20 protein-coding genes are annotated in these 22,580 nt (G+C 44.9%); 9 read left to right on the top strand and 11 right to left on the bottom strand.

From position 1 onward, the window contains the following. Nucleotides 1-216: 216 nt before the first annotated feature. A complete protein-coding gene (locus J9317_RS03000) occupies nt 217-591 on the bottom strand; it encodes a DnaJ family domain-containing protein (RefSeq protein WP_211556412.1) in 375 nt (124 codons plus the stop codon). A gap of 14 nt (nt 592-605) precedes the next feature. Continuing rightward, entirely contained in the window at nt 606-1,430 is an 825-nt protein-coding gene (locus J9317_RS02995; RefSeq protein ID WP_211556411.1) for a glycerophosphodiester phosphodiesterase, read from the bottom strand. A 244-nt stretch (nt 1,431-1,674) separates the two neighbouring features. On the opposite strand from J9317_RS02995, the gene J9317_RS02990 reads away from it, so the two are divergent. Then, nucleotides 1,675-2,049 carry a hypothetical protein gene (locus J9317_RS02990; protein WP_211556410.1) on the top strand — a complete coding sequence of 125 codons (375 nt, stop codon included), beginning with the start codon at nt 1,675-1,677 and terminating at the stop codon, nt 2,047-2,049. A 206-nt stretch (nt 2,050-2,255) separates the two neighbouring features. Further along, complete coding sequence (locus J9317_RS02985) at nt 2,256-4,091, top strand: solute:sodium symporter family transporter (protein ID WP_211556409.1); 1,836 nt, start codon at nt 2,256-2,258, stop codon at nt 4,089-4,091. A 258-nt stretch (nt 4,092-4,349) separates the two neighbouring features. On the opposite strand, the gene fosB is transcribed toward J9317_RS02985, so the two are convergent. Continuing rightward, nucleotides 4,350-4,802, bottom strand: coding sequence for a metallothiol transferase FosB (gene fosB, locus J9317_RS02980; protein ID WP_211556407.1), 453 nt, complete (start codon nt 4,800-4,802; stop codon nt 4,350-4,352). Nucleotides 4,803-4,923: 121 nt separating this feature from the next. On the opposite strand from fosB, the gene J9317_RS02975 reads away from it, so the two are divergent. The 4 genes from J9317_RS02975 to J9317_RS02960 all read left to right on the top strand — a co-directional run bounded on the left by J9317_RS02975 (nt 4,924) and on the right by J9317_RS02960 (nt 8,846). Continuing rightward, nucleotides 4,924-6,207 carry an MDR family MFS transporter gene (locus J9317_RS02975; protein WP_211556405.1) on the top strand — a complete coding sequence of 428 codons (1,284 nt, stop codon included), beginning with the start codon at nt 4,924-4,926 and terminating at the stop codon, nt 6,205-6,207. 79 nt (nt 6,208-6,286) lie between these two features. Next, complete coding sequence (locus J9317_RS02970) at nt 6,287-6,850, top strand: thioredoxin family protein (protein ID WP_211562072.1); 564 nt, start codon at nt 6,287-6,289, stop codon at nt 6,848-6,850. 14 nt (nt 6,851-6,864) lie between these two features. After that, a complete protein-coding gene (locus J9317_RS02965; RefSeq protein ID WP_347880494.1) occupies nt 6,865-7,134 on the top strand; it encodes an acylphosphatase in 270 nt (89 codons plus the stop codon). A gap of 419 nt (nt 7,135-7,553) precedes the next feature. Further along, on the top strand, nt 7,554-8,846 hold the full coding sequence (locus J9317_RS02960) for an O-antigen ligase family protein (RefSeq protein ID WP_211556403.1): 1,293 nt from the start codon (nt 7,554-7,556) through the stop codon (nt 8,844-8,846). Nucleotides 8,847-8,978: 132 nt separating this feature from the next. On the opposite strand, the gene J9317_RS02955 is transcribed toward J9317_RS02960, so the two are convergent. Continuing rightward, entirely contained in the window at nt 8,979-10,064 is a 1,086-nt protein-coding gene (locus tag J9317_RS02955) for a nitric oxide synthase oxygenase (protein ID WP_211556401.1), read from the bottom strand. Nucleotides 10,065-10,253: 189 nt separating this feature from the next. On the opposite strand from J9317_RS02955, the gene J9317_RS02950 reads away from it, so the two are divergent. Beyond that, nucleotides 10,254-11,711 carry an aldehyde dehydrogenase family protein gene (locus J9317_RS02950; RefSeq protein ID WP_249291974.1) on the top strand — a complete coding sequence of 486 codons (1,458 nt, stop codon included), beginning with the start codon at nt 10,254-10,256 and terminating at the stop codon, nt 11,709-11,711. A 62-nt stretch (nt 11,712-11,773) separates the two neighbouring features. Here J9317_RS02950 and J9317_RS02945 read toward each other — a convergent pair whose 3' ends face one another. Continuing rightward, nucleotides 11,774-12,739 carry an NAD(P)/FAD-dependent oxidoreductase gene (locus J9317_RS02945; protein WP_211556399.1) on the bottom strand — a complete coding sequence of 322 codons (966 nt, stop codon included), beginning with the start codon at nt 12,737-12,739 and terminating at the stop codon, nt 11,774-11,776. 145 nt (nt 12,740-12,884) lie between these two features. Between J9317_RS02945 and J9317_RS02940 the strand changes: the two genes are divergently transcribed. Next, a complete protein-coding gene (locus tag J9317_RS02940) occupies nt 12,885-13,910 on the top strand; it encodes an NADP-dependent oxidoreductase (protein ID WP_211556397.1) in 1,026 nt (341 codons plus the stop codon). A 29-nt stretch (nt 13,911-13,939) separates the two neighbouring features. Here J9317_RS02940 and J9317_RS02935 read toward each other — a convergent pair whose 3' ends face one another. Continuing rightward, nucleotides 13,940-14,665 (bottom strand): 5-formyltetrahydrofolate cyclo-ligase, encoded by a 726-nt coding sequence (locus J9317_RS02935; RefSeq protein ID WP_211556395.1) that lies wholly within the window; start codon nt 14,663-14,665, stop codon nt 13,940-13,942. 291 nt (nt 14,666-14,956) lie between these two features. Between J9317_RS02935 and J9317_RS02930 the strand changes: the two genes are divergently transcribed. Further along, a complete protein-coding gene (locus J9317_RS02930) occupies nt 14,957-16,513 on the top strand; it encodes an ABC-F family ATP-binding cassette domain-containing protein (RefSeq protein ID WP_211556393.1) in 1,557 nt (518 codons plus the stop codon). Nucleotides 16,514-16,886: 373 nt separating this feature from the next. On the opposite strand, the gene J9317_RS02925 is transcribed toward J9317_RS02930, so the two are convergent. The 5 genes from J9317_RS02925 to J9317_RS02905 all read right to left on the bottom strand — a co-directional run bounded on the left by J9317_RS02925 (nt 16,887) and on the right by J9317_RS02905 (nt 22,557). Further along, nucleotides 16,887-17,255 (bottom strand): STAS domain-containing protein, encoded by a 369-nt coding sequence (locus tag J9317_RS02925; RefSeq protein WP_211556391.1) that lies wholly within the window; start codon nt 17,253-17,255, stop codon nt 16,887-16,889. Then, on the bottom strand, nt 17,248-17,646 hold the full coding sequence (locus J9317_RS02920) for a hypothetical protein (protein WP_211556389.1): 399 nt from the start codon (nt 17,644-17,646) through the stop codon (nt 17,248-17,250). The genes J9317_RS02925 and J9317_RS02920 overlap by 8 nt, the downstream gene beginning before the upstream one ends. Beyond that, the gene (locus tag J9317_RS02915; RefSeq protein WP_211556387.1) at nt 17,636-18,295 is read right to left on the bottom strand and encodes a cobalamin B12-binding domain-containing protein; all 660 of its coding nucleotides are present in this window, start codon (nt 18,293-18,295) and stop codon (nt 17,636-17,638) included. Before J9317_RS02915 ends, J9317_RS02920 begins: the two co-directional genes overlap by 11 nt. A gap of 180 nt (nt 18,296-18,475) precedes the next feature. Continuing rightward, nucleotides 18,476-20,371, bottom strand: coding sequence for an ABC-F family ATP-binding cassette domain-containing protein (locus J9317_RS02910; RefSeq protein WP_211556385.1), 1,896 nt, complete (start codon nt 20,369-20,371; stop codon nt 18,476-18,478). Nucleotides 20,372-20,391: 20 nt separating this feature from the next. After that, nucleotides 20,392-22,557 carry a DNA topoisomerase III gene (locus J9317_RS02905; protein ID WP_211556383.1) on the bottom strand — a complete coding sequence of 722 codons (2,166 nt, stop codon included), beginning with the start codon at nt 22,555-22,557 and terminating at the stop codon, nt 20,392-20,394. Between the last annotated feature and the right edge of the window lie 23 nt (nt 22,558-22,580).

Genomic DNA, 22,580 nt, shown 5'->3' with positions numbered 1-22,580 from the left:
AAAGACCAGAGAATTTCCTGGCCTTTCTTTTAGGAAGGAAAAAAAACGGACTGTTTACTCCTGTAAAGAGATCATCCGTCCGTACTTTTAAGATAACGAGCACATCCTTACACTCTTATTTCTATCAGGGATAGCAGTCTCTTATTTTTGCAAAGCGAAAATGAAGATAGGATTTTCAAAATAAAAAGCAGGTGCGCATAACGCATCCTGCCATGCTTATTTATCTAACAGGGTGCGATCTACTTTCTCTTTGTAAAATGCTGAGGCAGGGGAGGAAAAAGCACTTCGTTTTTTCAGAATCTTATCGAGCTCATATTCTTTTTTCAAACGCTTTGCTCTCAGATCACAATGTTCTTCCTCACTGGATGCACGGCTGATTAAATGATCAATCGTCATTAATTCTTTTTTTATATCGCTTTCTGTGAGCATTCCCGCATTTTTCATTACCTTGTAGGCCATGCGGAGATTTTCCGGAATTCCTGATAAATCTTCAAGCTTCAGCGGTTTTCCCATTCCTTGCAGATTTTCAAACTCGCCATCCTTGATCGCCTTTTTTATCTTATCCTCAGCGGCAATAGTGAAAAAATCCATTGGCTGCTTCCTCCCTACTTGATTTCATTCACGTAATCCGGAAAATCCGTAACCATACCATCTACTTCCATGCTTTTCAGAAAAGCGGCAGAGGCTCTGTCCCTCACTGTATAAGGAGTAATTTTCATTCCGAGAGCATGAATTCTTTGGACAAGACCTCGATTAACGAGCTTTTTATTCGGATTAACAAATGAAGCATAATTCGAAATCTCCTCAAGCTGCCTGCCTGAAATGCCAAGAGGACGGTATTTCATAAGAACGCCAATTTTAATAAATGGCAGAATCCTATGCATTTTTTTCATTGAATCTTGTTCAAAAGACTGGACCACTTTATCAGCAAGCGGGTATTTCGCTAACTCATCCGCAACCTGCTGTTCAATGCCCGGATAAAGGGACGGGCTTTTCAGCTCGATCAGCATGCCAGCTTTTCCGTTGTAGCGCTCAAGCACCTCAGAAAAGGTCATAATCCCCTCCCCTTTAAACTCGGGAGAAAACCAGCTGCCTGCATCAAGCTTTTTCAGGTCGGCTGCATTTAAATCTCTAACCTCGCCGCTTCCATTCGTTGTCCGGTCTACACTCGTATCGTGGATAATGACCAATTCGCCGTCCCTTGAACGCTGTACATCAAATTCAATCCAATCAGTTCCGATTTCAAGTGCTTTGTCAAAGGAAGCCTTTGTATTTTCAGGCGCATACCCGGATGCCCCGCGATGAGCAATCGTCAGCATATTCGTTTCTGCTCCTCCCGTAACCGGCTCTCCATATGCCTGAACGGCGTGAGACATGAGGAGCCCTGTGAGTAAAACGCTGCAAAGGATGAGGAAGGAATTCTTCAACATGATCTCTCCTAACCATTTTCCTTCAGCGTAACTCTTTCGTTTTAACCCATCATAAAGGGACTGTGTGGATTTTTCAATTTTTGTGTGAAGAAAAAAAGGAGCTCTGAACCAGGAAATTTACAATAGAGGCGGTGATAAAGGTCCCAAAGCGAAAATTCAAGCAATAACCATTCCCTCTTACCAGAATATTTCGCTTCCTGCCGCCATATGAATCTATTAATCAGCAATAAAGGGGGACAAGTTAATGAGCGTGGAAGAAAAAGTGGCAAGGTACCGCGCAGTTTCTTTGCATATCAAGGAGCTGGAATCAGAACTGAGCCAGCTAAAAGAAGAGCTGCACGCTTATTTCGACGGCCGGTTTGGTGAGAATCAAAAGGGTAAGGCGGAAATTGGAGATTACGTAGTGCAGCGGCAAATCCGTTCAATGGATTCCTATGCCGAAGAAAACCTGATTGCCCGGCTTGAGGAGCTTCAATTAGAGGATTGCATCATGACCGTGAAAAAGCCCAATAAAGAAAAAATTGATGCTGCACTGACGCTTGGGATTCTCTCAGGTGATCAGCTTAAGGACTGTATTCTTCATAAACTTTCTAAAGCACTTGTCGTTAAAGAAAAATAGCATTTACTCCGAATCTTTAAGGGTTCGGCTTTTTTATTCGAATAATTTTTTTTGAACTAAATAGATGACATTACTAGTTAAAAAAAGTGAGTCTTTCAACTCAAAAATAATTCTAGTATATATTTTCATAGTTTGAACTTCTTCTGAATTGGTTATGTAACCAGTACACTTGCAGCTAGAATTTTGATACAGAAGGAGAGAACAACATGAGTGCGGGAAATTTATGGTTTACGCTATTATCTTGTGCATTATTTATGGGGATTGTTGCCTGGGTTTCATATAAGAAATCAAAGGACGACGTAGGAAGTACAGATGGATATTTCCTCGCAGGCAGAGGGCTAAATGGAACATTTATTGCCGGGTCCCTATTGCTTACCAATTTGTCAGCCGAACAGCTTGTCGGGCTAAACGGACAAGCCTACCGTACAAACCTCACCAACATGGCTTGGGAGGTTACTGCTGCTATTCCCATCATTATTATGGCTCTTTACCTCCTGCCGAAATATCTCGGCGGTAATTTCACCACACTTCCTGAATTTTTGAGTAAACGCTTTGATGAAGGTGTTCGAATATATACGGTCATCCTGTTTATGCTTGGGTATGTTTTTGTTACAAGTCCTTCGATGCTCTATTCCGGTGCCATCGCTGTTTTAAAGCTGTTTGATGTTCCGGGAATTTTCGGCATCAGTTATGAGCAATCGATTTGGGTTGTGGTATGGGGCATCGGAATCATTGGTGCCGTGTATGCCATTTTCGGAGGAGCAAAAGCCGTTGCCGTATCAGATACACTCAACGGAGTAGGACTGCTCATAATTGGTGCGCTCGTTCCGATTCTCGGCTTTGTCGCACTGGGCGGCGGAAATTTCTTAGACGGAGTAAAAGAACTAACCACCAGCCACTCTGAAAAATTAAATGCAATCGGCGGACCGCAAGATTCCGTTCCATTCGGTACGATTTTCACCGGCATGATTATCGCGAACCTCTTTTATTGGGCCTCTAATCAATACGTCATCCAGCGTACACTTGGTGCCCAAAACCTTGCGGAAGGCCAAAAAGGAGTCATCATCTCAGGGTTCTACAAGCTGTTAATCCCTCTTTTCATGATGATCCCCGGTGTTATTGTGTTCCATCAGTACGGAGATTCCCTTAAATCTGTGGATCTGGCCTATCCCACGCTTATCGCACAGGTGCTGCCGACATGGCTTTCCGGAATTTTCCTTGCCGTCTTGCTTGGAGCCGTGTTCAGTTCCTTCAATGCTCTGCTAAACAGTGCAGCCACCATGTTTGCACTAGATGTATACAAAGCACGCTTTAATCCAAAGGTCAGTGATAAAAAACTAATCATGGTCAGCCAGTGGTTCGGAACATTCCTGGCTCTCGTTACATTATTTATCGCACCGCTTCTCATGTACGCACCAAATGGACTTTGGGATTTAATCCGAAAGTTTACCGGATTCTTTAATGTACCGATCATCGCCATTGTTTTAATTGGAGTGCTAACAAAATATGTTCCAGCCATTGCATGCAAAGTAATCGTTATTTTCCACGTCATCACTTACTATATGCTTATCTGGGGAACAGAACAGCTCTTCGGATTTAAGTGGGAAATCAATTTCATCTACATCTACGCGATTCTATTCGCAGTTGAAATTGCCATCATGCTCACTTTTGGATGGATTAAACCAAGATCTACTCCTTTTGAATTCAAATCCAGAGCGGTTGTAGACATGGTGCCATGGAAATATGCCCTTTCTACTTCCATTCTATTATTGGCTCTTGTAGTCATGACCTATATAGTCTTTTCACCAATCGGCCTTGCCTATGAGCAAGCAGCTGTGTCCCCTTACTTCTGGCCCGCAATATTTGGAGTGGCAGCCCTTGCCGCATTCTTTATGGTCTGGTCCGTGAAGTTCTGGAACAAGCGCTACGCTGATTACGTCTCAAAGCAGCAATTGAATTTAAAAGAATCAAGGAGACGAGGCAAGCTTGTACCGACTGGTATAAAACCGAAATTTGTAAAATACAGCAGCAAGCAAGTTTAATGCTGATCACCCTCCTGCTTCATGCAGGAGGTTTTTTGGTTGGGCAGTGTATGTCAGTTTCATGTTTTCATTTAGAAAAGAAAACTGTTTAGGCCAGACATTAAATTTGGGGCCGGACCGGGCTTTTTCAGGCGATGACCGCCGCTTTCAAGGTATACTTTGTTTTCCCGCCGAACTGAGTCTTTTCCCAGCCAGTTAGCCGGCTTTTCCGGCCAATCTCTATTTTCCAGCCGAACCAGGCCTTTTTCCAGCCAAACCCTATTTCCCCGCCAATCCACCCTCCGGTCCCTCACTAAAAAACTCCATATGCCTCTTTTCCGCCCTATAATAATCCAGCCGGTCCTGAAGGGTACCGGTGTGAAGTTCAAATTTATGGCCGTCAGGGTCCGTAAAGTAGATTGACTTCTTGTCTTTTTCGTTCCGTTCCCGTCCAGGGAGGATATGGACGTTCAATTTTTTCAGTTTCTCGAGCCAGGTCCCGAGATCTTTTTCTTCTATTGAAAAAGCAATATGTGTATAAGAGCAGGCAATTTCATTTCTTGGTATATGTGCTTCTTCATTTAACGCCACCCAGATTCCGCTGAGGTCAAAATAAGCGGTTGTTTTTCCTTTTATTAGAAGTTCCGCCCCAAGAGCCTCCTCGTAAAAAGAGATCGATCGGGTTAAGCAGGAGACTGAAAAAAGCATGTGATTAAGACCCTTGATCTTCATCTGTTATAACCCCTTTCACTCACAAATTAAGGTTCCTAAGATAATTCGATGAAACGGTTTCCGTTCCTTCTTTTTCGAGTTATGATGAAGAAGTGACTTTACAGGAATTGGGGATACAGCCATGAGAATTAAAGATTGGGATTCTAATTTAAAGGTGCGCCTTTTCGGGGAAGCGATGATGAACGTTACGTTCTGGATGTTCTTTCCGTTCCTCGCTATTTATTTTTCGGATGAATTCGGCAAGGAAGCGGCCGGACTTTTCTTGATTGCAGCTCAGGTGTTTTCTGTGTTTGCCAATTTGCTTGGAGGATATAGTGCGGATCGCTTCGGGCGGAAAAAAATGATGGTTCTTTCATCGATTGGACAGGGGCTTTCGTTTATCGTTTTCGGGATAGCCGTTTCTCCAGCTGTTGATATGCCTTCTATAGCATTTGTTTGCTTCGCGCTTGCCGGTGTGTTCGGCGCATTGTACTGGCCCGCAAGCCAGGCGATGATCGCGGATGTTGTTCCGGAAAAAGACCGGAGCGATGTTTTTGCTGTTTTCTATACATCTCTGAACATTGCGGTCGTTCTCGGGCCGATACTCGGCAGCATCTTTTACGTCCACTATAAGGTGGAGCTGCTCGTCGTATCCGGACTTGTCTGTATGCTTCTCGCATTTATACTACTTAAATGGACAAGGGAAACCGCACCTCTCGTCCTTTCTAATAGCACGAAAACGGAAAATTTGAAATGGTACCGCGCTGTCGGGGCACAAATGAAGGATTATGGAATCATTTTCCGCGACAAAACGTTTATGCTGTATATTTTGGCCGGTGTCCTTGGAGCTCAGACGTTTATGCAGCTTGACTTGCTGATGCCGGTATACATTAAAGAAGTCATTAAAGAGGAGACTCTTTTCAGCCTTTTTAATTGGAATATGACTGTTAATGGGGAACAGTCCTTCGGAATGGTGCTTTCGGAAAATGGACTTCTTGTCGCCATTTTTACGATTTCGGTGACACGGTGGATGACCAAGTACAGGGAACGCAATGTGTTTATCTGGTCATCTGTGTTCTATGCCTTCTCCATCCTATGGTTCGGTCAAATGTCCAGTACTGCTGGATTCCTCGGTGCGATGGCGCTGTTTACCTTTGCCGAGCTTATGACGGCCGGCCTTCAGCAAAGCTTCATTTCAAAAATTGCTCCTGAGACGATGCGGGGCCAATATTTCGCTGCAGCAAGTCTTCGGTTTACTATTGGGAGAACGATTGCTCCGCTATCAATCCCTATGACTGTTTGGTTCGGATTTGCAAGTACCTTTATCATTCTCAGCTTGCTTGCATGCTTGAGCGCCGTTCTCTATTACATCATGTTTCAGCGCTACGATGATCCGTCTGTTAACGGAGTAAAGGTCCGCGTATAGCGGCTTCAGACCGAACATTCGCATTCTCATCTATTCTTTTATATAGTAGTACGTGAGAAGAATATACAGGAGGCTGTTCATTATGCTAAACGAATGGTTTGAAAAAGGCTGGACAAAAGAAACGTATATCAGAAAAATGAATGTTCACCAGGAGAATCTGCTTCACATCTACAACAGTTTTCAATTAAAAGAGGAAGACCGTGTTTTTCTGCAGACTCTTCAAAAGGAAAACCTTCGTGCGATTGTGCTAACAGCTGACTGGTGCGGCGATGCTATGGTCAACCTGCCGATTCTCATGAGGCTTTCAGAAGAAGCCCTCATTGAAACACGCTATCTGATCCGCGACGAAAATCTCGAATTAATGGACCAGTATTTAACGAATGGAACGGCCCGCTCAATTCCTATTATCATTTTCATAAATGAAAATGGGGAGGAAACAGCGAAATGGGGACCGAGAACAGAATCCGTTCAAGCATGGGTAGATGAACAAAAGCAATCACTTCCAGATAAAGAATCACCTGAATTCAACGATGCATTTGGTGTTTTTGCGAAAAACGTGTCAAAACGGTTCACGGCAGACACGGACTTCTGGAATGACATTAAAGACGACTTAATAGAAACGGTCAAAAATCGCATTCAGTAAGGAGGGCGATATTTGTGAAAACAAAACTTTTTGTACATGGACATGTCCAGGGAGTAGGTTTCCGGTATTATGCACAAACGAAAGCGATCCATCGGAATATTAAAGGCTTTGCAAAAAACATGGACAATGGCTCTGTTGAAATTGTGGCGGAGGGTGAAACCAGGCAGCTCGAGGCCTTCATTGACGACATGAAAAAAGGAAGCCCGCTTGCAAAAGTGGAAAACATTGAACAGACCGAATGCAATGAGGAAGAAGCCTTCAGCGCTTTCGATATCCGTTATTAAAACGAGCTGCTCCCAGCAATGGGGCAGCTTTTTTCATTGATCTTCGGGATTTGGAATTATCTTCTTAGTTTAATCCTCTGCAGCAAAGGGTAAACAATCTCGGGCGGGGGAAGCAAAATTTACCGTTCCCTTTCCTTATTGACTAGCAAAAAGAAAAGCAGTAAAGTGTTAAAGTTGGTTGCCGATGTGTGCAAATGCATATTTTGTGTAAACAAAGTGTAAGGGTTTCATGTATTTTTTGTGTATTTTTGGTTAAGAATTGGCTGAAAGGGTTACATTCATAAGAAATTTAGATATATATTAAGAATTAAGATTTAAATTTCCTATCGTTTGGGAAATTTTAGTCTATGTTCATGTGAATGCAAATTCTTAACCATTACCGGTAAACGATCTAAGGTAAGGTAAGAAAGAGGAGACTCATGATAAAATTAAACTTTGAAAAACTATTAGCATGGATTAAAGCATATCATTTAGAGATTGGTGTAGGTCTTTGCTTTATCCTCCCGCCCGCAGGCATTTTATGGCTCGTGGTGATTGGCTGGAATCATTTAAATAAGGCTGTGTACCGCAGAGCACCATTTACGCTCAATTTAACTACGTTCTTCTTCCTCTGCCTTCTCGTATCATCCGCGGGGGCGAGCATCGTTCAGCAAAATGGATCATACCTTTTGATCGTTGCACTGATAGCTGGATATCTTGGACTGTATCTATACATTAAGGACACCTTAACCTTAGGATCGTTTCAGCGCTATAAGCGCATCGTAATTGCCGGAGGTTTTTATTTATTTTTATCAGGCCTCATGCTAAAGGATCATCCCATGGACGGATGGATGGCATTCGTGACAGGCACTCAATTTATCGGGGGCTCTGGCGACAGTGAAGCCAGACTGTTCGGAAGCGCATATAATCCTAACTTTACAGCCTTTCTTTTGCTGCTGACCTTTGCCTTTGTGCTAACGAGCATGATCGGCCATTTGAAAAACAAGGAGAATCAGCTCCTGCTTTATCAGATTCCGCTGATTCTTGTTATTGCCGCAGCCATTTTCCAGACCGGTTCACGTTCGGGAGTGGCAACGATGTTTATCATGTCCTTGTTCCTATTAATAAAATTAAATCCGAAGCTTGGAATTACCTGTCTTGGAATGCTGTACGCCATAAGGGATCAGCTGATTGAATTGATTCCAAGAACCGAGGTCATTGACCATTCTGCCCTTGCACGGAAGGAAATCTGGCTGAACAGTTTGAGCATCTGGAAGGATAACACTTATTTTGGTACGACCCCTCTCGGATTTTCGGAGTCTTACCTGCAACTGACCGGAAAAGCAGTTCCGCATGCTCATAACATGTTCCTCGCCTTCTTCGCTGAATACGGCACAATCGGCGGACTTGCCTTCCTGCTTCTTGCCGGCGGAATTGCCTTTAAATTTTGCTGCTTGTACTTTATGGAATCCAAGCGGAAACAGCTTCTGAACCTGTTCATGATTTCCATTCCAATTATTTTCCTTACCGGAATTCTTGATCACCCGCTTGTGTCACCGCAAACAGCTTTAATCACTGTCATCCTGCTTGCGAGCTGGGACCGCTATACAGAGCCGGTTCACGTTGTACAAAAATCCGCTGCTTATATAAAAAGAGCTTATCTTCGGATTAGTCTTCAAACAGAGAAGGCGCAGCACGTTTCGAAGTCTCAGAAGAATAAAGGAAAATACTAAGGAAATCTCTAATATAGGATATGACGTGTGTATGTTCACACGTCATTTTCGTTTTTTGAGAGGCTGTATCCTAAAAACAACTGAACACTAAAAAACTCGACCGGCAGCAGGGCGAGTTTTTTGATTTGAAACTTAAAAGGGTTTTTCCTGATAGAAGTAGTTCGGCGTTTTAATCTCATTGTTATAATTTTTATGGAAGATATGCGTTGCCGCTGGCGAGATGGGCGGAATCAGCCATGTCCAGTCCCCGGTAACATCTCTTCCGCTGCTTTCTTCTCTTTCCTCGAATCTTTTAAACTGAGCGGCAGCGGTATGATGGTCAACGATGCTTACGCCAGCCTCCTTAAAGGAGTATAGAACAGCCGCGTTGAGCTCAATCAATGCCCGGTCTTTCCATAATGAAGAGTTCAAATCCGTTTTCAGTCCCATAATGGAAGCGACCTTAGGAAGCATATTATACCGATCTTCATCCGCCAGGTTTCTGGCCCCGATCTCTGTCCCCATGTACCATCCGTTAAATGGTGCAGCGCCATAAACAATTCCTCCGATTTCGAGACTCATGTCTGAAATGATCGGGACTCCATACCATTTTAAGAAAAGATCTTGAAATGCAGGGATCTCCGGATGAGTAATCGGGACTTCGATGATGCTGTCCTCTGGAATTGGAAACCACTTAGGCAGATTCCCTTCAGTCGAAACAACGATCGGGAGCAGATCATAATCCGTGTACTTCCCTTCCCATCCGAGCTCCCGGCATACCCTGGTAAATTCGATAGAAGCAGGATCTCCTTTGTACCCTTCATCAAATTCATATCCTGCATAGCGGATCAGCTGATGGTTCCATATCCGAATTCTGTGCTTCTCCTTGTCCTTCGGCTTAAATATGGTGATGGAAGGCCTTATTTTACCGCCGTTCGACGCATACTCAATATGGCGGATCAGCGCTTCCGCCACTTCCTCTTCCGTCTCTGCCCCGCGTTCATCCATGACATGAAGAGACTGCCAGAACAGCCTTCCAATACAGCGATTACTGTTGCGCCACGCAAGTTTTGCACCGTATTCAAGTTCGATTCCCGTATGCACATACTGTCCGGTTGCTTCAATCTCCTGCTTAATGCTGAGCAGACGCTCTTCTATTTCCTCTTCTTTTCCTAGCTCACGATAACTGATTTGAATGAATTCTTTTGCCTTCAGGAACAGGTCATATGTATCTGTCACTACTGTCCTCCTATATGTCGTACTAGACTTTTAACCATCTTAACAATAGTAGAAATGGTTCACAATGTCCAACCTTACAATTGAGGTAATATCATCCAATCTGCCGTTTTGGCGGAGAGTTCTTCTGTTTTGGCCGCTTACTGAACGGGTATTTCCCGTAATGTAAAATAAAAGGAGGCAACTCGAACCATGACTGGTCAAATGACATATGCAAAACACTTTATAAATGGAGAATGGAAAGACGGGTCAAGTGATAAAACGATTGAGAATGTGAATCCTTTTTCCGGTGAACTGCTTTTCAAAATCCGCTCTGCAGATCCGCACGATTTGGATGAAGCCTACTCCGCTGCAAAAAACACACAGAAAAAATGGGAGCAAACACTTCCTGGTGAACGGAGAGCTGTCTTAGAAAAGGTGGCTCAGGGCTTAAGCGATCGTAAAGAAGAGATTATCAGCTGGCTCATTAAAGAAGCCGGAAGCACCGCGATTAAAGCTGAGGCTGAATGGGCGGCTGCACTGAACATCGTTAAAGAAGCGGCCAGCTTCCCATTCAGGATGGAGGGCAAAATCCTTCCTTCTGCTATCCCCGGCAAGGAGAATCGCGTCTACCGGACTCCAAAAGGGGTAGTCGGAGTAATCGGTCCATGGAATTTCCCGCTCCACTTGGCGATGAGATCTGTCGCACCTGCCATTGCAACCGGGAATACAGTTGTACTGAAGCCTTCCTCCGACGCAATGGTGACGTCCGGATTCCTGATTGCCGATTTGTTTGAAAAAGCGGAGCTGCCAAAAGGAGTATTGAACGTTGTAGCCGGCAGAGGCTCAGAAATTGGAGATGAATTTGTCCTTCATTCCGTACCTAAGGTCATTTCCTTCACCGGCTCTACGGATGTTGGAAAGCATATTGCCGGGCTTGCAGCTAAAGGGTTGAAGGAGACCGCACTTGAACTTGGCGGAAACAATGTGATGGTGGTTCTAGAGGATGCCGACTTAGAACAGGCAGCTAATGCCGCGATTTTCGGGAAGTTCCTTCATCAGGGACAAATCTGTATGGCATTAAACCGGATTATAGTGGTCGATGAAATTTATGATGCATTCGCTGAAAAGTTTGTCGAAAAGGCCAAAAAAATCATTGCAGGAGATCCTGGCGAGGCGGAAACAGCCGTCGGTCCTCTAATAAATGAGAAGGCACTGGAAAGAATTCAGAAGGATGTTGAAGACAGCCTTGAAATGGGCGCCAAGCTCCTCGTATCGGGCAAAGCCAGCGGCAACGTCCTTCATCCAATCGTTCTTGGTGAAGTAACGAATGACATGCCGATTGCACAAAAAGAAATTTTCGGCCCTGTTGCACCGCTGATCCGAGCGAAGGATGAGGCCGATGCGATTGCCATTGCCAATGATTCGGAATATGGGTTGAGCGGTTCAGTCTTCAGCGGCGATGTACAACGCGGTGTCCGTGCAGCTAAAGAAATTGAAACAGGCATGATTCATATCAATGATCAGTCTGTCAACGACGAAGCACATGTCGCCTTTGGTGGAGAAAAACATTCCGGCATCGGCCGATTTGGCGGAGAGTGGGCCATCGAAAAATTTACAACAGTCAAATGGATTGGGGTTATGGAAGAACCGAGGAAATATCCATTCTAATATAGAAGAAACGCCGGGTTAGCAGCCGGCGTTTCTTTTTTTATCTCAAAACAAACGTTTGTTTAGGTCATCTTTCCTCTTCGGTACAGCTCCTCCCCTGCATCGATACCGGACAGAAAGGCACTTTCAAATCTTGTCCTGCCAGCAGGATCGTCTTCCCTTAAGAAGGCATCGCCTGCAGCCAAAAACGGGTGATTTGTTCCTAAGTCCATAAATGGGCGATGGTAAGGCTGTACCGCTTCTGCATAGCGCCAGCGCTTAAGCTGTACCGATTTTACATTCTCAAAACTAACGTAATCCTTCACTTTGTCCAGGATCAGGGACACAACCTCATCATCCTGTTTTTCAAAATGCTCCGCTGACCATTCTCCTGTCATGTAGATGCTTGCGATCGGCTCAATCGATATCCCTTTTTCAGATTGGTCAGCAATCCTTTCCAGACCTTGCGGAAGACTGGAGTCAAGATGCCCTTGATTGCCAAGACTTAGTTCCTTTTTCAGCGAAGCCATGGCCACAAAGCATGGATTGAACCGGATTCCGGCAAGCTCATGTCCGGCTGGGATCCGGCTTTCGTTCAGCAGATCAATCGCTTGAGGTGCAGGAATGGTTAAAAGAAGAGCCTCAGCTTGAAAGCTTTCTCCCGTTTCAGCAAAAAGTTCAAATCCTTGGTCATATTCCTGGATACGAACGATTCTGGTATTTGTCCTCACATCCAGTTCTTCAGCGAGGCGTTTAGCCAGCCTGTTCATTCCTTCCGCTCCTGCAAAACGCGGATACGGATCGCCGAACCATTTTTGTATCCAGCCTTTTTCAAGCCATTGATCCGCTTCTTTTTTTAACTCTTCTGTACGTACCGTAAAAAACTGAGCACCATGATCCGCTCTCCCTTCCCCTATCCTTCTGGTTGCAAGCCGGCCTCCGGGACTCTTTCCTTTGTCAAAAAGCGTGACACCCGATACACCTTTCTCTTTCAGCACTGCAGCCGCCGTTAAACCGGTAAGCCCGGCTCCGATAATCGCTATTTTCACAGTAATCCCTCCTATCTTTACTTTACCTTTAATGGATCATCCAGGCTAAAATGAATATGCCGTTTTCAAGGTGTATTCTTTGAACAAGCTTGCGCATGATGATAGGGTGAATGTAGTCATATAAGAACTTAAGGAGGAATTGATTATGGAAAGCACGACTCAAAAACAAATCCAGCTTGCACAGCGCCCGAACGGGATGCCGACTGCGGAAACATTCCGCTTCACTAACACAAGCGTCCCGGAACCGAAAGAGGGAGAAGTACTTGTACGCACATTATACTTATCTGTAGATCCGTACATGAGAGGCCGTATGCAGGATACGAAATCATATGTTGAACCGTTCCCTCTTGATGAAGTTATCCACGGAGGTGTGGTCGGCGAAATCGTTCAATCGAACTCTCCTGACTTTAAACGCGGAGACACCATTGTAGGAATGCTCGGCTGGCAGGAGTATTCTGCTGTACCGGCAAAAGCTGTACGGAAAATTGATCCGGATGTCGCGCCGATCACAACAGCTCTTGGCGTTCTCGGAATGCCTGGCCTTACAGCGTACTTCGGACTTCTTCACATCGGTCAGCCTCAGGAAGGCGAAACGGTCGTTGTATCGGGTGCTGCAGGTGCTGTAGGCTCACTTGTGGGACAGATAGCAAAAATTAAAGGCGCACGTGTAGTCGGAATCGCCGGAACAGAAGATAAAATCCAATACTTAAAAGAGCTTGGTTTTGATGAAACGATCAACTATAAAACGGAAGACGTTCAGAAGGCACTTGAAAAAGCCTGTCCAAACGGTGTAGACGTCTATTTTGATAATGTAGGCGGAGAAATTTCCGATGCTGTCTACAGCCTGTTGAACAAATTTGCACGCGTACCGATTTGTGGAGCCATCTCCTCTTACAATAAAGCTGGAGAAGATTTAGGACCCCGTGTCCAAATGAAACTCATCAAGTCCAGTGCTTTGATGAAAGGCTTTGTCGTAGGAGATTATGCTGACCGCTTTGAAGAAGGATCCCGCCAGCTTGGTGCATGGGTAAAAAACGGAAGCCTGAAATATGAAGAAACAATTGTAGAAGGCTTTGAGAACATCCCAGATGCATTCCTTGGACTGTTCAGTGGTTCAAATCTTGGGAAGCAGCTCGTTAAAGTAACAGATCCGCTTTATGCAAAAATCTAATTACAAAGAAAATCCCCTTTAAGCAGAACTTAAAGGGGATTTTTTTTGCTGTTCAAATCTTTTATTTCCTGAAGTACCGGCATCGAAGCCATATCTTCATCCGTTACCCTGCTCCAGACAATCCCCTTCGGTTTCGGAACGCGGGATTCCGTCCTCGTTAGCCCTTTTTCCGTCGCAATCCAATCAGCCGTTAAATCGAATTCCTCCACCGGAATATCATCCTCTACAAGCTGCCGGCTGTTAACGGTCGTGATTACGGGAACCTCAGGATTGCCAAGCTCTCTGATGATTGCGTATTCCCGGTCTGCATAGCCTTCGCCTTTTCCGAGACGCCTCCCGTCCTTTGTCATCGCCACAGATCCAATGACGATGAGATCAATCCTTGGAAGCTCAGATAGCGGCAGAAGTTGTCCGTACTCCTTTATATGACTCAAACTGGCTGCCCTCCTCTCTTCACCCGCCGGAACCCATTCAGGCTTCACTTGCATGAAACCGGCTTTTAACCTGGGAGTTGGAACTAATAGTGTTTTCCCGTCCTTCAGTACCTGGGCCCTAAGCGGAAGCTGCGGCGCATCCGGGTTTACTTTAATGACATCCGCATGCTTATATTCGGGCATTTCAAAAACAAAGGCCGCTGCTTTTTCCGCTCCTTTGAAATTTGGAATCCTGCCCTTTAAAGGAAAGGGAAATCTGCCAAGCTTCTCTTCCTCAAGTCTCTGCCATACTTTTAGGCGGATTTCATTCTTGTCTGACATGATTTGTCCCCTTTCACACTTTTAATCTAAATTTATCAGGAAATAGAATATGGGGGTACTATTACCGGCTCCAAATCTGCTAAAATCCCCTAATTATGCTTTTAGGTCTGGGTTTTTGACAAAGTTTTTCCCGGGAAATAATCAAAATAACTCAGCATTCCCCTATATTCTTTCCGGAAATTCTCTTCTTTTTTCTTCATCCTCTCCCTTTCCCTAACCGGGCTTGTTCGATATAATCGGGGAGTGAGCATAAATTAAATACCATTTATATATAAGGAAAAGGTGTATACGATGAGCGTATTATCAGTAAAAGATCTCAGCCACGGTTTCGGTGACCGGGCCATATTCAACGACGTATCATTCCGTCTTCTGAAAGGCGAGCATATTGGTCTGATTGGTGCGAACGGTGAAGGAAAATCAACCTTCATGAACATCATCACAGGCAAACTTGAGCCGGATGAAGGGAAAGTGGAATGGTCTAAAAAAGTCCGTGTCGGCTATCTGGACCAGCACACAAATTTGGAACAGGGTCAGACGATGCGCCAGGTACTTCAAGGGGCATTTCAATATTTATTTGATGTTGAAGCGGAAATGAACGGCATCTATGACAAAATGGGGAGCGCATCCCCGGAGGAACTGGAAAAGCTTCTTGAGGAAGTCGGCGTTCTGCAGGATACCCTGACAAACAACGACTTTTATGTCATTGATTCAAAAGTAGAAGAAGTCGCCCGCGGACTCGGACTGACAGATATCGGTCTTGAGCGCGAGGTTCAGGATTTGAGCGGCGGACAGCGGACAAAGGTCCTTTTGGCCAAGCTTTTATTAGAAAAGCCTGATATCCTCTTACTGGACGAGCCTACGAACTATTTGGATGAGCAGCACATTGAGTGGCTGAAACGATATTTGCAGGAATATGAAAATGCGTTTATTTTAATTTCGCATGATATCCCATTTTTAAATAGTGTTATCAACCTGATCTATCATATGGAAAATCAGCAATTGAACCGCTATGTTGGCGATTATGATAACTTCCTGAAGATTCATGAAGTGAAAAAACAGCAGCTGGAATCTGCTTTCAAAAAGCAGCAGGCTGAGATTGCGGATTTGAAAGACTTTGTTGCCCGTAATAAAGCACGCGTATCAACCCGCAACATGGCGATGTCCCGCCAGAAAAAGCTGGATAAGATGGACGTCATCGAGCTTGCAGCAGAAAAGCCTAAGCCGCAGTTTAACTTTAAAGAATCGCGTGCAGCAGGCAGAGTAATTTTTGAAACAAAAAATCTTGTAATCGGCTATAATGAACCGCTGTCAAGACCGCTTGACCTCCGTATGGAACGCGGTCAGAAAATTGCTCTTGTCGGAGCAAATGGTATCGGGAAAACGACGCTTCTGCGCAGCATCCTCGGAGAAATCAAGCCAATTTCAGGAGAAGTGGAGCGCGGCGATTACCTGAACATAGGCTACTTCGAGCAAGAGGTAAAAACCAGCAATTACAACACTTGTATCGAGGAAGTTTGGAACGAATTCCCTTCCCTTACTCAAGCTGAGGTGCGCGCGGCACTCGCAAAATGCGGCCTGACCACAAAGCACATCGAAAGCAAAATTGAAGTGCTTAGCGGGGGCGAGAAGGCAAAGGTGCGCTTCTGCAAATTAATGAACAATGAAAGCAATCTTCTCGTTCTTGATGAGCCAACCAACCACCTGGACGTCGACGCAAAAGAAGAATTGAAACGTGCATTGAATGCTTACAAAGGCAGCATCCTCATGATTTCCCATGAACCTGAATTCTATCAGGGCCTTGCTACCGAAGTGTGGAATTGCGAGAGCTGGACAACGAAGGTATTTTAATTGCAAAAAGAACCGGGAAGCAAAATGCTTCCCGGTTTTTTCGCTTAATAATTCTTACTGAAGGAGGAAACAGAAGAACTATCGGGACCATTATTTTATTAACTTTAATGACTGGCTGCAATCCAGCTAACCAAGAGTTTTTCTGTATTTGCAAAACATGAACGATGAATTGAGAGGATCGCTTCTGAAATGTTTACAAAGTGAAAAGATAGACTATAAGGTCGACGATGAAAAAAATGTATTAATCAAAAAGAATGATATTGATCAAGCGGCTGCGAGCTGTTCCTAAAAAAACACTCCGCTGCTGGTTAAATATCACAACCTTACCTGCACTATACAAGTAAACCCCATTGGCATGAAGCCCATGGGGTTTCTATTTTGAAGAAAAGTAAGACTGAATAGCTTTAGGCAAAGTATTGATGGATTGAACATCCAGAACTGCTCCTGACTGATTCATTGCCTTTACATGGGCAGGGGTGAGTCCTGTAAAGACAGCCTCGACGCCCATAAGTCTGAATTCGGCTATGAGTTTTCCAAGCTCTGTCAAACCCTCTCCCGTTAATGCGCCAATTCCGTGGAAATCCAGAATCGCGTGCTCATAGTCTTGTTCATGCATGCTGTTCAATAGTCTTGTCCGATTCCTGCTGATCAGGTTCTCGTCAAGGTTACCAAAGAGCGGGATGAGCACAAGCTTAACCGTAAGAGTGATAGCCGGGCCTGATAGTTCAGTAATTTTATCCAATGAGTGTTCGAGTGCTTCTTTTTGAAAAAAGCAGTTCTAAATCGGTTTCCGCCAAGCGCCTTTGCTGAAGGCTGATTTTCGAAAGAAGCTCTTCCATATGACGGTCCTGGCCTATACAGACGAGATGCCCTGTCCCGTCAGCCCATTTTACGGATAGCTTAAACGTTGCTGCAGGCTCCCGCCTTGTCCTTAAAGCAAGCTCTGTCTCCTTCTTCCCTTCCCCCGACAGGAATTTTTCGGCTTTTGTCCGGCTCCCGCTGTCAGTAAGCTCTAGAAACGATGAGCCTTCGCGGAATGAAAATAGAGCCTCAGCTTCATCAGAAAATTCAAGGATCTCGAACTGCCGAGTTATTTTAAAATATGGCATGGGCATGTGTCGGCTATTTGACAAATCGGGTTCCTCCGGAGCGCTCTAAATCGAACCATTCAGCAAGCTGGGTCAGTGTAGGAATAAATCTTGTTTTCTCAGAGCCGAATTGGGTAAAGTCATGTGTAAGAAGAAGCCTTCCCCCAAGAAGGACAGTCGGATTGGTTTGAATTGACTCCAGCCTGCTGATATATTCCTTCAGCTGACCGGCGCGGTAATTTAAGCTGAAGGATAGCCCAATGACTTCCGGCTTCCATTTTTCCGCAGCAGATAACGCAAATTCAAGGGGAAGATTCGGTCCCATAAATTTCGTCTGCCACCCATTTTCCTCAAAAAGGATGTGAACCATTTTCAAGCCGATATAATGATCTTCATCCTGTACGCACAAAAACATCGCCTTTTTATGGGCTTCAGGTTCTGGCTTATTTTCTCTCATATAATACTGATATTTTGAAAGGATATAATCACATGTTGAAGTAGCCAAATGCTCATCTGCTACCGTAATCTCGTTATTTTCCCAAAGTACTCCTACATGCTGCATTGCTCTAGTGATTAAACCTTCAAACAGATCCAGAGCAGATGCTCCTTCACTAATGTGAATCTTAATTATTTCCCATGAGGCTTCATGGTCACCTTCAAGAAGACACTTCGCTAATTGTTCAGGAGGATTCATTGTTTCACCCCTTACTGGCAGATTCTCTGAGTATTACCCTACCATCTTTCCCAAGAAATGACGACCGAAAGAGGCTGGTAAATTTATCATTGGTGTTTTCAAATGATAACATTTTTGAGCGAGAAATTGAATTAATACGATGAAAAAACCGCCGTTACGGGAACGGCGGCCTATCATTTCTTATGATTTAGCTTGCTCTATTTCTTCAAGAAGGAGGGAGAGCTCTTCCCAGCGCTGCATCGAATATTCGAGCTTCTCTTCCGCCGCCTTCTGCTCCTCCATAAGCTTTTGAATCTTGCCGAAATCACTGCCTGCCCCATCTATGCCTGCCTGAAGTTCGGAAAGCTTTTCTTCAAGAGCAGCAATTTGATCCTCAAGACCATTCCATTCCTGCTGCTCTTTATAGGAAAGTTTTTTTCTTGTCTCTTTTACAGGCTGAGGAGCTTCAGCGGTTTTTAATTCTTTTTTGGCAGCCGTCTGTTTTTTGCGCTCCTCCATATATTCAGAGTAATTCCCATAGAAACGTTCAATATGGCCCTGCCCTTTGAAAATGAACAGCTGATCGATGACCCGGTCCAGGAAGTACCTGTCATGGGATACAGTGATGACAACTCCAGGGAAATGATCAAGATACTCCTCCAGGACACTGAGGGTCTGTGTATCGAGATCATTCGTCGGCTCATCCAGGAACAAAACATTCGGTTCCTGCATCAGTACATTCAGGAGGTAAAGGCGCCGGCGCTCTCCTCCTGATAGCTTGCGGATGTAAGTAAACTGCATCGATCTCGGAAATAAAAAACGTTCGAGCATCTGTTCCGCTGTAATGGATGTCCCGTCTATCGTATGAACAATTTCAGCTGTTCCTTTAATGTAATCAATCATCCTCAAATTTTCATCCATATCTGAATGATCCTGTGTGTAATACCCAATTTTGACGGTTTCCCCAACTGCTATCGTTCCGCTGTCGGGCTGGGTTTTGCCTGCAAGCATATTCAGCAGGGTTGTTTTTCCGCTTCCATTCGGTCCAATAAGGCCAAGCCGGTCTCCCGGTACAACAAGATAGCTGAAATCCTTGATTAGCTGCAGATCGGCGAATCGCTTGCTGACATCGGTCAGTTCCATCACTTTTTTGCCGAGCCTGACGCTGCCTAGAGCAAATTGAAGATCATGCTTAGTGTTGTCGAACTTCTGCTCTTTCATATCCTCGACACGCTGAATACGCGCTTTTTGCTTCGTCGTTCTCGCTTTTGCCCCGCGGCGGAGCCAGGCAAGCTCGCGTCTTAATGTATTGTGGTGCTTTGCTTCACTCTGGACGGCTAGTTCTTCACGCTCCGCCTTTTTCTCCAGAAACATTTCATAGTTCCCTTCATACGTATAAAGCTGACCCTTATCGAGCTCAAAAATTTGATTTGTGACCCGGTTGAGGAAGTAACGGTCATGGGTTACGACAATAAACGCTCCTTTATACTGCGCAAGAAACGCCTCCAGCCATTCAATCGTATCCTGATCAAGATGGTTAGTCGGTTCATCCAGAATAAGAAGGTTCGCAGGCTGAATGAGCGCCTTTGCAATGGCTACCCGCTTTTTCTGGCCGCCGGAAAGCTCGCTGATTTTTTTCGTGAAGCTTGTCACCCCAAGACGGGTCAGAACCGTTTTAGCCGTTGTAATCGCATCCCATGCATTCAGTTCATCAACCTTTTGCTGCATAGCCATGAGAGCAGCCTGTTTCTTTTCATCTGCCGGATTCTCTTCAAGGGATGCGAGGGCTTTTTCATAGTCCCTCATTCCCTTCATGTTTGCTGCCTCTCCGTAATAAATCTGGTCGAGAACAGTCAATTCCTCGTTCAAATCAGATTGCTGCGGCAAATATTCAATATGAAATTGATTCGCATGCGTCATGGTACCGGACTCAGCAGTTTCCTGTCCTGCCAAAAATTTTAGCAGCGTTGATTTACCTGTTCCATTTACACCAATCAGACCGATGCGGTGTTTCTCAGATATAGAGAAAGAAAGATGATCAAAGAGCACCTTTTCCCCATAAGTTTTATATAAATTTTCAACCGATAACATACTCATTCACGATCAACCTTTGGTTTTTATTTGAGCTTCAGCTTAGCCAGTGCATCCGCTAAAGCATTGTTGGAAAAATCATCATCCTGCTTCTTCATATAATTCGCCACTTCTTTTTTGGATACCTTTTGATTTTTCTCATTGCTTTTGCGCTGATTGAAGGAAGAGAGTTTTTCACGGTGTCCGCATGAACACGTAAACATCTGGCCTTCCCCTTCACCCCGCAATTCAAGGCGTTTGTGGCATTTCGGACAGCGGGCATTGGTCGTCTTGGAAATGTTTTTCCTATTGCCGCATTCACGGTCCTGGCAGACGAGCATCTTGCCTTTTTTGCCCTTCACTTCAAGCATCAGCTTGCCGCAATCCGGACATTTTGTTCCAGTTACGTTATCATGCTTAAACTTTTGCTCACTGTTTTTAATATCAGAAACAACTTGGCCAGCATAGGTTTTCATTTCTAAAATGAACCGGTCTTTAGGAAGCTTGCCCTTGGCGATGGCTGCGAGCTTCTGTTCCCACTCAGCTGTTAGAACCGGAGACTTCAATTCTTCCGGGACGAGTCCGAGAAGCTGCTTGCCCTTCGATGTAACCGCCAAATCCTTGCCGCGCTTTTCAATGACAAAAGAACTGAACAGCTTTTCGATAATATCGGCACGGGTCGCTACAGTTCCGAGCCCGCCGGTTTCCCCGATTGTTTTAATCAGTTCTTTGTTTTCACCAGCCATAAATTTCGCCGGATTTTCCATGGCGGTTAGAAGCGTGCCTTCATTAAACCGTTCTGGAGGCTTCGTTTCTCCCGAAGTTTGAGAAATTTTCGGATCAATCCGGTCTCCCTCTTTAACAAGCGGCACATCGGAAGCAGACTCTTCGTCCGAATCTTTTCCGGCTGCTTCCTTCCATCCTAAGGAAAGAACCCGGTTGCCCTTCGCCGTAAATTCCTCTCCGCCAATAACAGCGGTAATGGACGTTTGCTCGTATTCATAAGGATCTGACAAAACCGCTAAAAATCTTCTGACAATCAAATCATAGATGTTTCGTTCCTGGCTTGTCAGCGAGGATTGAAGCGGTGTTTCCTCCGTTGGGATAATCGCATGGTGATCGGAGACCTTCGTATCATCGACAAATGCTTTACTGACCTTAATCCCTTTTCTCAAAATAGCCGCCGCATAAGGAGCATAAGGTTTGACCTCGACAGCCTTAACCCGTTCCTTCAGCGTGCTTGCCATATCTGAGGTCAAATACCTGGAATCAGTACGAGGGTATGTGACCGCTTTATGCTGTTCGTAAAGCTTTTGCATGATCGATAGCGTCTGTTTTGCGGAGTACTCGAAACGTTTATAAGCCTCCCGCTGCAGTTCGGTTAGATCATACAATGCCGGTGCAAAACTCTTCTTTTTCGTCCTTTTTACTTCCTTAATTACTCCGTCTTCATTTTGAAGCTTTTTCAGAAGATTGCCGGCCTGTAAGGAATCGAATATTCTCGTTTCATTTGTTTTTCCGTTTCGCCACGTCAGTTTGAGACCGTCCTTTGTTGAAGCGGAAAGGCCGTAAAAAGGTTTCGGCTTAAACTGGCTGATTTCCTCTTCCCGCTTTGCAATCATCGCAAGTGTCGGCGTTTGAACCCGGCCGCAGGAAAGCTGCGCATTGAATTTCGTCGTCAGCGCACGTGTGGCGTTAATACCGACATACCAATCCGCCTCCGAACGGGCAACCGCTGAATGGTACAGGAACTCATACTCCTTGCCATCCTTCAGATTCTTAAAGCCCTGACGAATCGCCTGATCGGTTACAGACGAAATCCATAAACGCTTCAGAGGCTTGTTCACCTTCGCCTTCTCAAGTATCCAGCGCGCAACAAGCTCTCCTTCACGCCCGGCATCGGTCGCAATCACAATCTCTTTCACATCTCCGCGAGTCAAAAGTGCCTTCACCGCGTGAAATTGCTTGCTGCTCTGTTTAATGACCGTAAGCTTCAAATGATCCGGCATAATCGGAAGCTCATTCAAATCCCAGGACTTATACTTCTGGTCATACGCCTCCGGATCGGCAAGCGTCACTAAATGTCCGAGCGCCCACGTCACAAGATACTGGCCGCCCTCCAAAAATCCATTTCCCTTCCGGTCCGCCTTCAGAACGCGGGCAATATCCCTTGCCACTGATGGCTTCTCAGCTAAAACAACTGTCTTACTCATGTCAACATCCTTTCAAGGCAGGA

This window comes from Metabacillus flavus (assembly GCF_018283675.1).
In the GTDB taxonomy this organism is placed as follows: Bacteria; Bacillota; Bacilli; order Bacillales; family Bacillaceae; genus Metabacillus_B; species Metabacillus_B flavus.
The sequence above is the reverse complement of the archived record's forward strand: the minus strand, read 5'-3'. Positions and strand labels throughout refer to the sequence as shown.

What these genes read in the sequence shown, in the direction of transcription:
- J9317_RS02935 (WP_211556395.1), bottom strand. Translation starts at nt 14,665, where the DNA reads ATGTCAGACAAGAATGAAATCCGCCTAAAAGTATGGCAGAGACTTGAG.
- J9317_RS02995 (WP_211556411.1), bottom strand. Translation starts at nt 1,430, where the DNA reads ATGTTGAAGAATTCCTTCCTCATCCTTTGCAGCGTTTTACTCACAGGG.
- J9317_RS02950 (WP_249291974.1), top strand. Translation starts at nt 10,254, where the DNA reads ATGACTGGTCAAATGACATATGCAAAACACTTTATAAATGGAGAATGG.
- J9317_RS03000 (WP_211556412.1), bottom strand. Translation starts at nt 591, where the DNA reads ATGGATTTTTTCACTATTGCCGCTGAGGATAAGATAAAAAAGGCGATC.
- fosB (WP_211556407.1), bottom strand. Translation starts at nt 4,802, where the DNA reads ATGAAGATCAAGGGTCTTAATCACATGCTTTTTTCAGTCTCCTGCTTA.
- J9317_RS02905 (WP_211556383.1), bottom strand. Translation starts at nt 22,557, where the DNA reads ATGAGTAAGACAGTTGTTTTAGCTGAGAAGCCATCAGTGGCAAGGGAT.
- J9317_RS02975 (WP_211556405.1), top strand. Translation starts at nt 4,924, where the DNA reads ATGAGAATTAAAGATTGGGATTCTAATTTAAAGGTGCGCCTTTTCGGG.
- J9317_RS02910 (WP_211556385.1), bottom strand. Translation starts at nt 20,371, where the DNA reads ATGAGTATGTTATCGGTTGAAAATTTATATAAAACTTATGGGGAAAAG.
- J9317_RS02915 (WP_211556387.1), bottom strand. Translation starts at nt 18,295, where the DNA reads ATGAATCCTCCTGAACAATTAGCGAAGTGTCTTCTTGAAGGTGACCAT.
- J9317_RS02940 (WP_211556397.1), top strand. Translation starts at nt 12,885, where the DNA reads ATGGAAAGCACGACTCAAAAACAAATCCAGCTTGCACAGCGCCCGAAC.
- J9317_RS02930 (WP_211556393.1), top strand. Translation starts at nt 14,957, where the DNA reads ATGAGCGTATTATCAGTAAAAGATCTCAGCCACGGTTTCGGTGACCGG.
- J9317_RS02960 (WP_211556403.1), top strand. Translation starts at nt 7,554, where the DNA reads ATGATAAAATTAAACTTTGAAAAACTATTAGCATGGATTAAAGCATAT.
- J9317_RS02985 (WP_211556409.1), top strand. Translation starts at nt 2,256, where the DNA reads ATGAGTGCGGGAAATTTATGGTTTACGCTATTATCTTGTGCATTATTT.
- J9317_RS02990 (WP_211556410.1), top strand. Translation starts at nt 1,675, where the DNA reads ATGAGCGTGGAAGAAAAAGTGGCAAGGTACCGCGCAGTTTCTTTGCAT.